This is a genomic window from Bradyrhizobium sp. Kon69 (assembly GCF_055807515.1).
Map to the genome: position 1 here is coordinate 1 of NZ_JBVVOS010000017.1, position 13,754 is coordinate 13,754.

The following is a 13,754-nucleotide window of genomic DNA, read 5'->3' on the forward strand; positions in this document are numbered from 1 at the left end:
TGTTTGTAAGTCCGCCCCATGGCAACACCTCCAGATGGAAGTGTTGCACTTCGTTTGTGAACTCAGGGGACCCATACGCCGTGACCGACCATTGGGGCACGCTGGTCTTCGCCAAACCCAATCCTGGGGTAATAGGTCCTGGCTTTCGCCAGGACGACAGCGGAGTGCATGGCACCGGTACGATCACAACACCACCCGTCACGGCATCGCAAAGCGCAGCGTCTTGCCGCCGCTCGACATGTCCACCGCGCCAAAGCCCGTCGCCGCAAAACCGCGCGCGCCGCAGTCGGTCTGCTCGTTGGTTTCGAACTTGGTCTCGCGCGTGCAAAGCTGCTTGTCGCCGCCCCAGTTCAGCGGCTTGTCCTTCAGCTTGACGATTCGGTTGTCGGCGTCGATGGCTTCCGCGAAGCTGAAGATCTGCTTCGGCTGACCGCTGACATCAGGGTGCAGGCAGGTCTTGGGGTCGATGCGATACCAGCCGCGGCTCGTCACCGCCTTGCCGTCGTCGGTGGCGACCGCCGCCATCACCTTGTGCGCGGTGTCGTTGCACCAGGTGAGGCCGGTCGCAGACGGCGTCTGCACCGCATCGACCATGGTCTTGAAGAAGTTCGGCGACGACAGGATGTCGGACGACAATCCGCGGCTCTTCAGGAAAGCGGCCAGCGCGCCCTGCGTCTTCGGTCCATCGACGCCGTCGATCGGCGCGGCGTCGTAACCTGCGATCACCAAGAGCCGCTGGATGCCGGCGAGGCGGGCCTGCTCGTCGTCATACTCGGAGTCCTCGGCGAGATAGGCGACGAAATTGCCGTCCGCGCCTTGCGTCGGCGTGATCTGGGTGAAAGCGGCCTGGGTCTGGCCGCTGCGGCACTGTCGCGCGGCCGCGATGACGAAATTGTCCTGCGCGACGCACAGCGTGTCGCTGCCGTTCTGCGGGATCGGGGATGCGCCGTAGACGCCGAGCGCGCGGGCGTTGAGCAGGATGCGGTCGGCGGAGAGCGTGCCTTGCACCACCACGCGGCAGGTGGCGGGGTCGATCCTGAACCAGCCGCGCGTCGCGGTCGCCGCCTTGTCGTCGATACCGATCGCGGCCTCGACGACATAGGACATGCGATTGCAGATTTTCAGGTCGGCGAAAGCCGGTGCGGAGGAGAACACGAACGAGATGGCCGCGGCAGGGAGCGTCATCAGGAAACGTGTGAAGCCTGAGCGACGGTGTCGCCGAGTCCTCAACTCGTCATGCCCGGGCTTGTCCCGGGCATCCACGTTCTTGGCGCGGGATAAAAGATCGTGGATGGCCGGGACAAGCCCGGCCATGACGGCTTTCTTTGGCCCGCTCTTCATCACTTGTGGATCAGCGTTCCCGTGCCGGTGTTGGTGAAGAGCTCGAGCAACACCGCGTGCTGCATCTTGCCGTCGATGATGACGACACCCTCGACGCCCTGTTCGAGCGCGTAGATGCAGGTCTCGACCTTCGGGATCATGCCGCCGGAGATGGTGCCGTCGGCGATCAGCTTTCGTGCGTCCTTGACCGAGAGCTGCGGGATCAGTTTCTTGGACTTGTCGAGCACGCCCGGCACGTCGGTGAGCAGCAGCAGTCGCTTCGCCTTCAGCGCGCCGGCCACGGCGCCGGCGAAAGTGTCGGCGTTGACGTTCAGCGTCTGGCCCTCTTTCGAGGTCGCGAGCGGCGCCAGCACGGGGATCAGCTCGTAGCCGATCAGCTGGTTGAGCAGCGTGAGATCGACTTTCTCGGGATCGCCGACAAAGCCGAGATCGACCGCCTTCTCGATGTGCGAGTCCGGATCCATGATGGTGCGCGTCGTCTTCGACGCCTTCACCATGTTGGCGTCCTTGCCTGATAGCCCCACCGCCTTGCCGCCGGCCTCGTTGATGTAGCCGACGATCTGCTTGTTGACGGAGCCGGCGAGCACCATCTCGACGATCTCGATGGTGGCGGCATCGGTGATGCGCAGGCCGGCTGCGAATTCGGAGACGATGCCGAGGCGCTTGAGCATGGTCGCGATCTGCGGGCCGCCGCCATGCACCACAACCGGATTGATCGCGGTCTGCTCGAGCAGCACGATATCGCGGGCAAAATTCTTCGCGGTCTCCTCGTCGCCCATGGCATGGCCGCCATACTTGATGACGATGGTTTCCTCGTCATACTGCTGCATGTGCGGCAGCGCTTCGGACAGGATGCGGGCCTGGTCGAGCGGGGAGATTTCGGTCATGAGGCGGATCTCGCTGGCGGGATACTCGGCCGCGTTCTATCCGATTGGCGGGCGGGGCGCAAAGTGTGGCTGGCATGCCGCCGCGTAGCCCGGATGGAGCGCAGCGTAATCCGGGTTGGTGCGGCGAGCGCGGTCCCGGATTGCGCTTCGCTCCATCCGGGCTACGGACTGCGCTTCACCACCACCGCCGCGAGCGTCACCGCCAGCCAGCTCAAGATCATCACCGATCCACCGGTCGGCGCCGCGTAGGGAAACAGCGAATGGCCGGCATATTGCCGCAAGGTCAGATCGCCCGCGAACAGCGCCGCGCCAGCTGCGAAGCCGGACGCGGCGATGATGCCAATTCCGTCGTGCAGAAGGCCGCGGCCGAGCAGGGCGACGGCCGCAAGTATGGCAGTTGCGTGAAACAGCAGCATGGCGCTTGCGGCGGCGAGCCGGCTCGCATCGCCGCCATGCGCGGAAGCCGCGGCCAGCGCGACGCCGGCGGCGCCCATCACACCGGCAAGCCCGATCAGCAGGCGAAGTGCCGCCATTACGAGGTTCGCTCTTCCAGCAGCTTTGCGATCGCGGCGCGCAGCTCGGCCATGCCGGTTACGCTGCGCGACGAGGTCGCGAGCACGTTCGGGAACGCGGCCGGACGCTTGGCGAGCGCGGCCTCGGTCTCGACGATGCGCGATTGGAGCTCGGCGGCCTTGATCTGGTCGGCCTTGGTCAGCACGAGCTGGTAGCTGACCGCGGAGCGATCGAGAGTCTTCAGGACTTCGAGATCGACGTCCTTGAGGCCGTGCCGCGCGTCGACCAGCACGTAGACGCGCGCGAGGCTGGCGCGTCCGAGCAGGAATTTGTGGATCAGCTCGGTCCAGGACGCGACCTGACTCTTCGGCGCCTTGGCATAGCCGTAGCCGGGCATGTCGACGAGGCGCAGCTCGCCTTTGCCGGGGACCTCGAAGAAGATCAGCTCCTGGGTGCGGCCCGGCGTATGCGAGGTGCGCGCGAGCGCGTTGCGGCCGGTCAGCGCGTTGATCAGGCTGGACTTGCCGACATTGGAGCGGCCGGCAAAGGCGATCTCCAGCCCCGCCATCGGCGGCAGCGTTTCAGTCGAGGGCGAAGCCCAGATGAACTGCCAGTCGCGCGTGAACAGCTTCCGCCCGACCTCGATCAGCTTCGCATCTTTGTCGTCGGTCATGCGAAGGCCTCACCTCTCGTCATGGCCGGGCTTGTCCCGGCCATCCACGTCTATCCACACAGTATCCTCCAAAACGTGGATGCCCGGGACAAGCCCGGGCATGACGATGTGGAGGCATTTGCGCCCGGCAATGACGACCGCTACGTCGCCTTCTTTGCGAACGTCGCCTTGAGATTGTCGAACAGCTCCACCTTCACGCCGTTGCGGCGCATGATGAAGCTCTGCTGCAGCACCGAGAGCGTGTTGTTCCAGGCCCAGTAGATCACGAGGCCCGCCGGGAAGCCCGCCAGCATGAAGGTGAAGATCAGCGGCATCCAGTTGAAGATCATCTGCTGCGTCGGATCCGGCGGCGTCGGATTCAGCTTCATCTGGAACCACATCGTGATGCCCATGATGATCGGCCAGATGCCGAGCGCGAGGTAATGGCCGAACAGCGGCAGCGTGGTCGGATCGAACGGGATCAGCCCGAACAAGGTGAACAGATTGGTCGGGTCAGGCGCGGACAGATCCTTGATCCAGCCGAAGAACGGCGCGTGCCGCATCTCGATGGTGACGAACAGCACCTTGTAGAGCGAGAAGAACACCGGAATCTGGATCACAACCGGAAGACAGCCGGCGACCGGATTGATCTTCTCCTTGCGGTAGATCTCCATCATCTCCTGCTGCTGCTTCACCTTGTCGTCGGGGAAGCGCTCCTTCAGAGCCTGAAGCTGCGGCTGGACCGACTTCATCTTCGCCATCGAGGCGTAGGACTTGTTCGCCAAGGGGAAGAACAACAGCTTCACGATCACGGTCACGAGCAGGATCGAGATGCCGAAATTGCCGAAGAAGCGGTAGAAGAAGTCGAGGCCGAGGAACATCGGCTTGGTGATGAAGTAGAACCAGCCCCAGTCGATCAACAGGTCGAAATGGTTGAGGCCGAGCTCCTTGTTGTAGCCGCCATGGCCGGCGAGCGGGAAGTTGATGCCGACCACGCCGGCTTCCTTGGCGCCCGCGAACAGCCGCGCGTTCGTTGTCGTCGTGCCACCGATCGGGACCGTCTGCTCGCTTTGCAGATAGTCGGTCTGGTATCGGATCTGGGTGCCGGGTTCGGCGACGAAACGGGCCTTGAGCGTTGCCGACGTGTCGGGAAGGAGCGCAGACGCCCAATATTTGTCGGTAATACCGAGCCAGGCATTGGTGACGTTGTTGAATTCGAACCCGTGTCCGCCGTTGCCGATCGCGGGTGCTTCGCCGACAGCCTTATAGGCCTTCTCCTGCAAACCCTGCTCGCCCAGGTAACCGATCAGGCCTTCATGCAGGATGTAGTAGCCCGAGACCTGCGGCGTGCCGTGGCGCGAGATCAGTGCGAAGGGAAAGAGTTTGACCGGCGCGTTGCCGACATTGGTCACCTCGTCCTTGATGCTGAAGAGGTAGTGGTCGTCGATCGTGATGGTGCGGCGGAAGGTGAGGCCTTCGCCATTGTCGTATTTCAGCATGACCGGCGTGGACGGCGTCAGGCTGTTGGTGCCCTCCTGCTGCCAATCGGTGGTCCGGTCGGGCACCTTTGTGCCAGCTGTTCCGGCCACCCAGCCAAATTCGGCGTAATAGGGCTCTGCGGTGCCCGACGGCGAATAGAGAATGATCGGCGGTGACTTCGGGTCGACCGTTTCGCGAAACTGCACCAGCGCAAGATCGTCGATGCGCGCGCCCTTCAAGGCAATGCTGCCGGTCAAGCGGGGCGTATCGATCTTGACGCGCGGAGAGGCGGCAATCGCCGCCTCACGGCTGACGGTCGGCTGGGCCGGTTGATTGGCGATCTGGGGAGCGGAGGGCGCGCCTGCGCTGCCGGGCTGCGGCGTGGCGCTCGGCGTCCCGGAAGCCGTCGGCTGCGGCGTGGACTTATGCAGCTCGGCCTGCGTCTGTTGCAGGGCGCGTTGCTTCTCCATCGCCGGCATGTTGTAGAAATATTGCCAGGCGATCAGCACGAAGCCCGACAGGATGACGGCGAGGATGGTATTGCGGTTGTCGGTCATCATTCTCTCGTCATCAATCCGGTTTGCGGCTGGTCGCAGGAGCGGGGCCGGGCTTTGAGCCGTCGGTTCTTGAGTCGGTTTTTGGGCCGCGTCCCTTGTGCGTATGCCGCGTGGGCTTCGCGAACGCCATGCGCAGATCGTCGAGCATGGTGGCGAAGCCGCGCGAGAGCGCGTCCCTTCGGCCGACCAGCACATAATCATGATGGGGCTGCATCGACATCGGATCGAGCCGCTTCACCAGTTCGCGAAGCCTGCGCCGGATGCGATTGCGCTGGGGGGCGTTGCCGTTCTTTTTGGTGACGGTGAAGCCGATCCGGATCGGGCCGCTGTCCTCACGGTCAAGGCTTCGGCGGTCAAGGCTTTGCAGGACGAACGCGGGACTATTCACCCGCGCGCCATTGGCAACGGCGAGGAAATCCGCCCGCTGCCTCAGCCGATCCATGATGAAATCCCAAAAAGGGGGTCCGGCTCAGGCGCTCAGACGCTTGCGGCCGCGGGCGCGGCGGGCGGCGAGCACCTTGCGGCCGCCGGCCGTGGCGAGACGGGCACGGAAGCCGTGACGGCGCTTGCGCACCAGTTTGCTGGGTTGATAAGTCCGCTTCACGGGTTTTTCTCCGCTGACCGGGCAATTTGCCTGTAGAATTGATGATAAAGTCCGGAAGATGCTGCCCAAAACGGGCCTTTTTCGGCCCCAAGAGAGCCGCTCCCGGCGGTCACACCGGGTCATCGCGGACAATTGGCCGGCTTATAAGCGAGCGCCTTCTTTTCGTCAACGCCGCACAAGCGCTCAATTCCGGCGAATATCGCTGTTTGTGCGGGGTTTTTAACCCTTGAGGTGGCGACTCGCCAAATCTGCGCTTACATCCGACCTTGGCAGATTGACGATCTGTAATTTGACCGCGCTGGGGGCGGGCCGCATCTTGATACGCGCCAAGACCCTTCACCCGGCGACATCTTTCATCCGGCAAAGGCAGCGAGGGCGAATTTCGTGGCAGCGACAGACCTCCAGCCGATCCAGGATGGGGATCAGCGCGACCCGCCGGCGGCGCTGCCGCGGGGGACGCGCGGGCTTGGGCTGTCCGGCAAGCTGCTGCTGCTCACCGTTCCCCTGGTGATGATCGCGGCCATCCTGCTCTACGTGCCCGCCATTGCCAATTTCTGGGTCAACCGGCTCAACGACCGCGTCGCGGCGGCCAACACGGCGGCGCTGGTGCTCGATGCCGCGCCGCTCGGCATGGTCCCTGATTCGCTCTCGCGCGAGATCCTGAAGAGCATCAATGCCCGCGCCGTCGCCATCAAGATGGGCCAGCAGCGCCGTCTGCTCGCCAGCGACAATCTGCCCGCCGCCATCGAGCACGACATCGACCTGCGCGACATGACGGCGTGGGAGGCGATCACCGGCTCGTTCCGGATGATGCTGGAGACCGGCAACCAGGCCATCCGGATCGTCGGGCCGGGCGTCGGCAACGCCCAGTTCATGGAGATCGTCACCGACGAGCTGCCGCTGCGGCAGTCGATGTACCGCTTCTCCCGCAACGTCGTGGTGGTCGCGCTGGTCATCGCGGTGCTGACCGCGGGCCTCGTCTATCTCGCCATGCATTATCTGTTCGTGCGCCCGATGCGGCGGCTGACCGCGAGCCTGGTCGGCTTCCACGAAAATCCCGAGAGTTCGGCGGGGATCATCGTGCCGAGCCAGCGCAGCGACGAGATCGGCGTTGCCGAGCGCGAATTGTCGGACATGCAGCGCGACCTGATGTCGATGCTGCATCAGAAGAGCCGGCTCGCCGCCCTCGGCCTCGCGGTGTCCAAGATCAACCACGACCTGCGCAATCTGCTGGCCTCGGCGCAACTCCTGTCGGACCAGCTCGCCAGCGTGCCGGATCCGCGGGTGCAGCGCTTTGCGCCAAAGCTCGTGCGCTCGCTCGAGCGCGCCATCGCCTTCTGCCAGTCCACATTGTCCTACGGCCGCGCCCAGGAAGCTGCGCCCGACCGGCGCATGATCATGATCGAGCCGGTGGTGCTGGAGGTGCGCGAGACCGCCGGCCTTGCCTCCGACGCTTCGATCTCCTGGGTCGCCGCAATCGAGCGCGGGCTCGCGGTCGACGCCGATCCCGACCAGCTGTTTCGTGTGCTGCTCAACCTCGTCCGCAACGCCGCCCAGGCGCTGGAAAGCCATGCGTCGGCCGAGGGCGGCGCGCAGCAGATCCGGATCACGGGAAAACGCGAGGGCGCGGTCGCCATCCTCGAGGTCTCCGATACCGGCCCCGGCGTGCCCCAGAGGACCCGCGATCACCTGTTCGAGGCGTTCCAGACCTCCGGCCGCCCCGGCGGCAGCGGCCTCGGCCTTGCCATCGCCGCCGAGCTGGTCCGCGCCCATGGCGGCGACATCCATCTGGTCGAAGGCACCATCGGCGCCACCTTCCGGATCGTCATCCCCGACCGCCCCGTGGAACTGCTCTCCGTCCGCAACGAGCGGGCGCGGGCATAGAGCATGAGCCGGAAAAGTGCGAAGCGGTTTTCCGAAAAGATCATGCTCAAACCAATAGTCGGCCGGCGGCCGAGTGCGGAAACTCTCATTTCCTAGCAAAATCTCCCCAATCCGGACCTTGCCAATCGGGGCAAGAGCGGTTAGTCAGAGCGCTCTTTCGCACCCCTCCGGCGTCGCCGGGGGCTGCCTGCGGGCCACGCCCGCACTGTCAGCGAAAAACGCGCCCGTAGCTCAGCTGGATAGAGCATCAGACTACGAATCTGAGGGTCGGACGTTCGAATCGTTCCGGGCGCGCCATTTCGGTACCGACTGTCGCCTGGTCACGCGGACCGAAGCCATCCTTCCGCGGTCAAGGCTTCAAACTCGGCGAAACAAGCCTCGTTCAGATCCTGCTCGGACCGCGTATCGAGGTCGCCGCCGCCCGACCTCAGTCCGCGCATCCGGTCATTCAGATATCCGACCAGCACCGAGCGAATCGCATGGATGGCTTCGTGACGATCGAGCCCCTCTGACATCAGCCGTTGCGCCGCGGCTCGGACCGGCAGTTCGCGATCCGCAATCTGGCTCTCGACGACGGCGTGAAGAACGGCGTGCAATGTCGCGCGCGGGAGGCGGATCCGCGCACACTGATGATACTCCGTCACAAGATCGATACGATGGCGCGCACGCCCGCTTTAGCGCCGCCCAACTTCCTGCGCCGCCGGATCCGAACCGAGTCCGCTGCTCGTCAGCAAACGGTTGAACTGATCGGCTGAAAAAAGCTGCCCGTTCGGAGCCGTGATCGAAACCACATAACCATTCACCGCGTGTTTGCGGGCCAGGATCACCGCAACGATCGCGCTGTCACGGAAATCCACGGTGCGGCAGTCGTCTTTAATAGCTTCGATGATAAATGTCATTTGGCCCAAGACCACAATTGGCACGCGCCAATTGCGCGTCCGGCAACTCAACCCCGTATCGGTGAAAATGATGTTGCCGACAAGCCAGCTATTGACCCGATGAAACCGCGACCATACCCATATTGGGGGAAACAGCAGACCGGTCCTGCCTCGCGCGCGGTGCGCCACGGATACATAGAACCGGCTTGTGGGCGTCGAACCGGACATCCGTAGAAGCGGGCACTGGCCATGGTTGGTACGACTGAAGGCGAGGACATCGCTGCGGATTTGATCCGAACCGTCTCTCGCCACTCGTTGGCCTACATGCTGTGCGCAGCCAGCGAAATGTTCCGCCACTACGATTTCGATCCGCTGGACTTGATGATCATTCATGCGGTCTTGAACGCCAACGTTCTCAAGATCATGAAGAACCCCGAATTGGACCGGCAATTTGGCAGTATCCAGGCGGTTGAGCCGGATAAGATCAAGCAGGGCGTTTCCCGTGCCGCCCTGTCCCGCTTTTTCGGTCTGCCGATCGAAACCGTCCGGCGGCGCGCCGATCGCTTGAAGAAGCAAGGCATTTTCCGCGAGACCGACCAGGGACTGATCGTAACCGAAGCCAACCAGTTCAAATTCGGCAATAATCACGAGCTGCAGAGAACCAACATGCTCCTGGTGCGCAAATTCCTCCGTGACCTGACGGAAGCGGGCGTTGAGCTTCCCGGCGGGATTTGACGGACCATTGCCTTGAACCTCCGAACCGCGACCACACCGAGCGCGGCATTCATGCGCTCTTCGGCCGAAAGGCGACGATGGATCCGGTTGGCTCGTCTTCGCGCATTGCCGCCTCGACGGCCTTCGCCAGCGCAGCCTGGTCGAATGGCTTTGATAAACGCGGCAGGCTGGATCGTTCGTCGCTGGGAATCTCTGCGTATCCCGTGCTCAGGAGGATGACCGTCCCGGGGCGCTCCGCGGCGACAGCGCTGGCCAGCTGCAGTCCAGTCATCCCAGGCATGGCATAGTCGGTCACGACCAGGTCGACGGTACGGGTGCGGCGGAGCAAAGCGAGTGCCTCGTCGCCCGAGCGCGCCTCGACCACGATGTGCCCAAGATCGTCCAACATCGCTGCCGTGTTCTCGAGCACCAGGAGGTCGTCGTCGACGACAAGCACGGAAAGCTGTCGGCTGGACCGCGGTACGGGCGCCGGAGCTTCCGCGCGCGGGTCTGGCACCGCGGTCTCCCCGGCCATCGGCAGCCAGATTTCGGCGGTCGTGCCCTCTCCGGGAAGGCTCCTCAGAGCGAGCTTGCCGCCGGACTGCTCGGCAAGTCCGTGGACCATGGACAGGCCGAGCCCGGTGCCTTTGCCGACGCCCTTGGTCGTAAAGAACGGCTCCTGGGCGTGCCTGAGTGTCTCGTCATCCATGCCGCAGCCGGTGTCGCTCACCGAGAGCGCAACGTAGTCGCTCGCCCGAAGGCTGCCATCGCCCCGCTCTTCACGAGCGGCAATGGTAATCAGGCCGCCGCCCGGCATCGCATCACGGGCGTTGACCGCCAGGTTGAGGACAGCCAGTTCGAGCTGGTTCGCGTCGACCCTCACCTTCGGCAGGTCCATCGGAAACAGCGTCTCGACACGAATTCCAGGCTCGAATTTCAGCAATGAGGCCATGCCGTGCACCAATTCGCGGATATCGACGACCGCCGGCCTGAGATCCTGTTTACGCGCAAACGCGAGCATACGCTGGGTCAGGGACGCGCCCCGCTGCGCGCCCAGCATCGCGTTGTCCACCAGGCGCTGGACCTTCGCATCGCCCGGCGGCAGGCGCCTCTTCAGAAGTTCGAGGCTGCCGATAACGGCTGCGAGCAGGTTGTTGAAGTCGTGGGCCACGCCGCCGGTAAGCTGGCCGATGGTTTCCATCTTCTGCGACATCATCAGTGCTTCGCGCGCCCGATCCAGCGCATCCTGGGCCCGTCGCCTTTCGCTGACGTCGCGCACGATCTTCGCAAAGCCGGCGATCGCGCCGCTCTCGTTCCGTACCGCAACGATCGTTGCTTCCGCCCAGAAGCGGCTGCCGTCCTTGCGGACACGCCAGCCTTCGATTGCCGACTTCCCCTCCCGCTCGGCTTCGACAAGGGCGTGCGCGGGGGTCCCGGCCGCGCAATCTTCCTCGGCATGAAAGATCGTGTAGCTCGACCCTACGATGTCATCGCCATAGCCCATCAGCCGGTGCGCGCCGCGATTCCAGTTGCCCACGCGCCCGTCCGGATCGAGCATGAAGATCGCGTGGTCGACGATACCTTCGACAAGGAGCCGAAAGCGTTCTTCGCTGCGCCTCAGGGCGTCGGCCTCGCGTTGAGCGCGCTCCGCGGAAGCCCTGTCATAGACGGCAGCCGCGATTCCGATGCTCAGGATCACAATGGTGATGCCGGCGAGCAGGAACGCGAGCGGCGCCTGACCGACGCCGAGATGTCCTGCCTGCCGGGCCATGGTGTTCGTCGGCAGGAACATGGCGCCTTCCATCGCGGCGTAGTGCATGCCGGAGACCGCAAGGCCCATCACCAGGCCTGCGAACAGCCGCTGGACCGCGTTGGTGTTGCGAAAGGCGAGCCAGAGCGCCACGACCGAGGCGCTGATCGCGATCAGGATCGAGAGCACAACCCATCGGGGATCGTACTCCATGAGGGCCGCCATTCGCATCGCGGCCATCCCGGTATAGTGCATGCCGGAGATACCAAGTCCCATCGCGAAGCCGGAGGCGAGCAGCGCACGTGGGCGTCGTCCGACGACGGCAAAGGCGGCAGCGGCGACGACGATCGGAATGACAAGCGAGAGGAGAGTCAGGAATGGATCGTACGAGATCTCGATTCCAGGCAGGCTGAAGGCCAGCATACCGACGAAATGCATGGACCAGATGCCGCCGCCCATGGCGATCGCAGCGGCTACCAGCCAGGATCGGCGGGCCCTTCCCGAAGCAGCTCGCATTCGGGTCGCCAGGTCCAATGCCGTATAGGAGGCGAGTGCCGCGATCAGAATCGATAACGCGACCAGAACGGGATCGTGAAAAGCCGCATGATGATGCATTTCGGCCGACGCTAGCCGAACTTACGTTCGCGTTCGCGTTCCCGCAAATTGTCCTCCCCCCGACGACGCCGAATCATCCTCGGCACCAAGATCGTTTCCGCCTGAGAGAACCGCGCCGATGACCGGCCGCGGCATCCGTACCTCGTCAGACGAGAATCAGTTGAGAATGGTACCGCCGCGAGCCTGCATCGCAAAGATGGCAGCAAGTCGGCTGGTTCCCGCGCAAGATGCATGACGAACGGCCGCCCGTCATACGCGAGGGCGACGTCACGCGCTGCTACGCCGGCACGAGCGTGGTGCGCTATCAACGGTAAGATCCAGGCACGCTCGGCCGGCGTGTGAGGTGCAGCACGCGAGATCACCTGTAATCTGCTTCACACGCAAACGCGCGCAATCACGCTAGATGGAAAAGGTCGCGCCTCCGCGCGGCCTGTTCGGAGCTGGCGATGATGGCTGCACTGGCAAAGGCGATATCCCGCGCGACGAGAACCAACGTTGATGTCGAAACTCTGAAAGTTCTCGTGATCTTCTCGGGCGCGGGCTTGCTGCTCTCTCTCGTGGCCGCAATGATCTACGGACAGGCTGCCAGCGCCGCTTTGTTTTGAAAGCGCGCTTCGCCAAGCCGACGGTTCACCTCAGCGCCACCCAAGCGCCGGCGCCACATGCGTGAGGATCGCCTCGATGGCGTGCGCGCAATAGTCGACACCGAGCTGGTTCGGGATCGTCAACAGCAACGTGTCGGCCTCGGCGATCGCCTCGTCCGCCCGGAGCTGCTCGATCAGCACATCCGGCTCCGCCGCATAGGAGCGGCCGAAGATCGCTCGGGTGCGCGGGTCGATGAAGCCGACCTGGTCCTCGCTGCCGCGCTCGCCGCCGAAATAGGCCCGGTCGCGATCGTCGATCAGCGCGAAGATGCTGCGGCTGACGGACACGCGAGGCTCGCGCGGGTGGCCGGCCTCTTTCCAGGCTGCGCGATAGGTACGGATCTGCGCGGCCTGCTGCACATGGAAGGCTTCGCCGGTCTCGTCGTTCTTCAGGGTCGAGCTCTGCAGATTCATGCCGTGCTTGGCGGCCCAGACCGCCGTCGCGTTCGAGCCGGCACCCCACCAGATCCGTTCGCGCAGACCTTCCGCATGGGGCTCGAGCCGCAACAGGCCCGGCGGATTTGGGAACATCGGCTGCGGGTTGGGTTTTGCAAAACCTTCGCCGCGCAAGATGTCGAGAAAGACCTCGGCATGACGCCGGCCCATGTCGGCGTCGCTCTCGCCGTCGGCCGGTTGGAAACCGAAATAGCGCCAGCCGTCGATCACCTGCTCGGGCGAGCCGCGGCTGATGCCGAGCTGGAGGCGCCCGCCGGCGATGAGATCGGCAGAGCCTGCGTCCTCCGCCATGTAGAGCGGATTCTCGTAGCGCATGTCGATTACGGCCGTACCGATCTCGATCTTGCTGGTCCTGGCGCCGACGGCGGCGAGCAGCGGAAAGGGCGAGGCGAGCTGCCGCGCGAAATGGTGCACGCGAAAATAGGCGCCGTCAGCGCCGAGCTCTTCCGCCGCAACCGCAAGCTCGATCGATTGCAGCAGCGTGTCCGCGGCCGAGCGGGTCTGCGATTGCGGCGAGGGCGTCCAGTGCCCGAAGGAGAGGAATCCGATCTTTTTCATGGAGGCAACATATGGATGATGGGAACAGTTTACGACACCTCGGATCGAGGAAAAATGGCAACATGGGCAGGCGTGCACGCGTAAGTGCCGTTCCTCGAGGGGGAAGCGGACCGAAGCAGGCAACACTGCAAGCGCCCCTTTTCACCCAACTGAGACAGGTGCGCCGCAGGATTGTTGCGATGCAGAGCGCGCGGATGTAAAAGGACTGCGGCGGCAAGATCG

At 64.1% G+C, this 13,754-nt stretch carries 14 protein-coding genes and 1 tRNA gene; 4 read left to right on the top strand and 11 right to left on the bottom strand.

What is annotated here, in order from left to right; all coding sequences use genetic code 11:
* Window positions 1-198 precede the first annotated feature (198 nt).
* The 7 genes from AC0L3U_RS22195 to rpmH all read right to left on the bottom strand — a co-directional run bounded on the left by AC0L3U_RS22195 (window position 199) and on the right by rpmH (window position 6,033).
* Window positions 199-1,185 (bottom strand): DUF1036 domain-containing protein, encoded by a 987-nt coding sequence (locus AC0L3U_RS22195; RefSeq protein WP_473363336.1) that lies wholly within the window; start codon window positions 1,183-1,185, stop codon window positions 199-201.
* A gap of 155 nt (window positions 1,186-1,340) precedes the next feature.
* Window positions 1,341-2,228, bottom strand: a complete 888-nt coding sequence (gene argB, locus AC0L3U_RS22200; RefSeq protein ID WP_007597683.1) for an acetylglutamate kinase — start codon at window positions 2,226-2,228, stop codon at window positions 1,341-1,343.
* Between the two features lie 161 nt (window positions 2,229-2,389).
* Window positions 2,390-2,761 carry a DUF423 domain-containing protein gene (locus AC0L3U_RS22205; RefSeq protein WP_473363203.1) on the bottom strand — a complete coding sequence of 124 codons (372 nt, stop codon included), beginning with the start codon at window positions 2,759-2,761 and terminating at the stop codon, window positions 2,390-2,392.
* The gene (yihA, locus tag AC0L3U_RS22210) at window positions 2,761-3,414 is read right to left on the bottom strand and encodes a ribosome biogenesis GTP-binding protein YihA/YsxC (RefSeq protein WP_473363204.1); all 654 of its coding nucleotides are present in this window, start codon (window positions 3,412-3,414) and stop codon (window positions 2,761-2,763) included. The genes AC0L3U_RS22205 and yihA overlap by 1 nt, the downstream gene beginning before the upstream one ends.
* Window positions 3,415-3,554: 140 nt before the next feature.
* Window positions 3,555-5,429 (bottom strand): membrane protein insertase YidC, encoded by a 1,875-nt coding sequence (gene yidC, locus AC0L3U_RS22215; protein ID WP_473363205.1) that lies wholly within the window; start codon window positions 5,427-5,429, stop codon window positions 3,555-3,557.
* Window positions 5,430-5,442: 13 nt separating this feature from the next.
* Window positions 5,443-5,871 carry a ribonuclease P protein component gene (gene rnpA / locus AC0L3U_RS22220; RefSeq protein ID WP_456767325.1) on the bottom strand — a complete coding sequence of 143 codons (429 nt, stop codon included), beginning with the start codon at window positions 5,869-5,871 and terminating at the stop codon, window positions 5,443-5,445.
* Between the two features lie 27 nt (window positions 5,872-5,898).
* The gene (gene rpmH, locus AC0L3U_RS22225; RefSeq protein ID WP_008542748.1) at window positions 5,899-6,033 is read right to left on the bottom strand and encodes a 50S ribosomal protein L34; all 135 of its coding nucleotides are present in this window, start codon (window positions 6,031-6,033) and stop codon (window positions 5,899-5,901) included.
* Between the two features lie 384 nt (window positions 6,034-6,417).
* Between rpmH and AC0L3U_RS22230 the strand changes: the two genes are divergently transcribed.
* Together AC0L3U_RS22230 and AC0L3U_RS22235 are read left to right on the top strand one after the other, a co-directional pair.
* A complete protein-coding gene (locus AC0L3U_RS22230; RefSeq protein WP_473363206.1) occupies window positions 6,418-7,917 on the top strand; it encodes an ATP-binding protein in 1,500 nt (499 codons plus the stop codon).
* Between the two features lie 220 nt (window positions 7,918-8,137).
* Window positions 8,138-8,214 (top strand) — tRNA-Arg (locus AC0L3U_RS22235).
* A 23-nt stretch (window positions 8,215-8,237) separates the two neighbouring features.
* Here the strand turns inward: AC0L3U_RS22235 and AC0L3U_RS22240 are convergent.
* Both AC0L3U_RS22240 and AC0L3U_RS22245 read right to left on the bottom strand, forming a co-directional pair.
* Window positions 8,238-8,513, bottom strand: a complete 276-nt coding sequence (locus tag AC0L3U_RS22240; RefSeq protein WP_473363207.1) for a hypothetical protein — start codon at window positions 8,511-8,513, stop codon at window positions 8,238-8,240.
* 78 nt (window positions 8,514-8,591) lie between these two features.
* On the bottom strand, window positions 8,592-8,816 hold the full coding sequence (locus AC0L3U_RS22245) for a hypothetical protein (protein ID WP_473363208.1): 225 nt from the start codon (window positions 8,814-8,816) through the stop codon (window positions 8,592-8,594).
* Between the two features lie 228 nt (window positions 8,817-9,044).
* On the opposite strand from AC0L3U_RS22245, the gene AC0L3U_RS22250 reads away from it, so the two are divergent.
* Window positions 9,045-9,530, top strand: coding sequence for a hypothetical protein (locus AC0L3U_RS22250; RefSeq protein WP_007597670.1), 486 nt, complete (start codon window positions 9,045-9,047; stop codon window positions 9,528-9,530).
* Window positions 9,531-9,579: 49 nt separating this feature from the next.
* Here the strand turns inward: AC0L3U_RS22250 and AC0L3U_RS22255 are convergent, their stop codons facing one another.
* Window positions 9,580-11,874 (bottom strand): MHYT domain-containing protein, encoded by a 2,295-nt coding sequence (locus AC0L3U_RS22255; protein ID WP_473363209.1) that lies wholly within the window; start codon window positions 11,872-11,874, stop codon window positions 9,580-9,582.
* Between the two features lie 446 nt (window positions 11,875-12,320).
* Here AC0L3U_RS22255 and AC0L3U_RS22260 point away from each other — a divergent pair, with 446 nt between their 5' ends.
* Complete coding sequence (locus AC0L3U_RS22260; RefSeq protein WP_247357684.1) at window positions 12,321-12,479, top strand: hypothetical protein; 159 nt, start codon at window positions 12,321-12,323, stop codon at window positions 12,477-12,479.
* Window positions 12,480-12,509: 30 nt separating this feature from the next.
* Here the strand turns inward: AC0L3U_RS22260 and AC0L3U_RS22265 are convergent, their stop codons facing one another.
* Window positions 12,510-13,532 carry an LLM class flavin-dependent oxidoreductase gene (locus AC0L3U_RS22265; protein ID WP_473345515.1) on the bottom strand — a complete coding sequence of 341 codons (1,023 nt, stop codon included), beginning with the start codon at window positions 13,530-13,532 and terminating at the stop codon, window positions 12,510-12,512.
* Between the last annotated feature and the right edge of the window lie 222 nt (window positions 13,533-13,754).

What these genes read in the sequence shown, in the direction of transcription:
- AC0L3U_RS22255 (WP_473363209.1), bottom strand. Translation starts at nt 11,874, where the DNA reads ATGCATCATCATGCGGCTTTTCACGATCCCGTTCTGGTCGCGTTATCG.
- yidC (WP_473363205.1), bottom strand. Translation starts at nt 5,429, where the DNA reads ATGACCGACAACCGCAATACCATCCTCGCCGTCATCCTGTCGGGCTTC.
- AC0L3U_RS22205 (WP_473363203.1), bottom strand. Translation starts at nt 2,761, where the DNA reads ATGGCGGCACTTCGCCTGCTGATCGGGCTTGCCGGTGTGATGGGCGCC.
- AC0L3U_RS22260 (WP_247357684.1), top strand. Translation starts at nt 12,321, where the DNA reads ATGATGGCTGCACTGGCAAAGGCGATATCCCGCGCGACGAGAACCAAC.
- yihA (WP_473363204.1), bottom strand. Translation starts at nt 3,414, where the DNA reads ATGACCGACGACAAAGATGCGAAGCTGATCGAGGTCGGGCGGAAGCTG.
- argB (WP_007597683.1), bottom strand. Translation starts at nt 2,228, where the DNA reads ATGACCGAAATCTCCCCGCTCGACCAGGCCCGCATCCTGTCCGAAGCG.
- AC0L3U_RS22195 (WP_473363336.1), bottom strand. Translation starts at nt 1,185, where the DNA reads ATGACGCTCCCTGCCGCGGCCATCTCGTTCGTGTTCTCCTCCGCACCG.
- AC0L3U_RS22265 (WP_473345515.1), bottom strand. Translation starts at nt 13,532, where the DNA reads ATGAAAAAGATCGGATTCCTCTCCTTCGGGCACTGGACGCCCTCGCCG.
- AC0L3U_RS22250 (WP_007597670.1), top strand. Translation starts at nt 9,045, where the DNA reads ATGGTTGGTACGACTGAAGGCGAGGACATCGCTGCGGATTTGATCCGA.
- rnpA (WP_456767325.1), bottom strand. Translation starts at nt 5,871, where the DNA reads ATGGATCGGCTGAGGCAGCGGGCGGATTTCCTCGCCGTTGCCAATGGC.
- AC0L3U_RS22245 (WP_473363208.1), bottom strand. Translation starts at nt 8,816, where the DNA reads ATGACATTTATCATCGAAGCTATTAAAGACGACTGCCGCACCGTGGAT.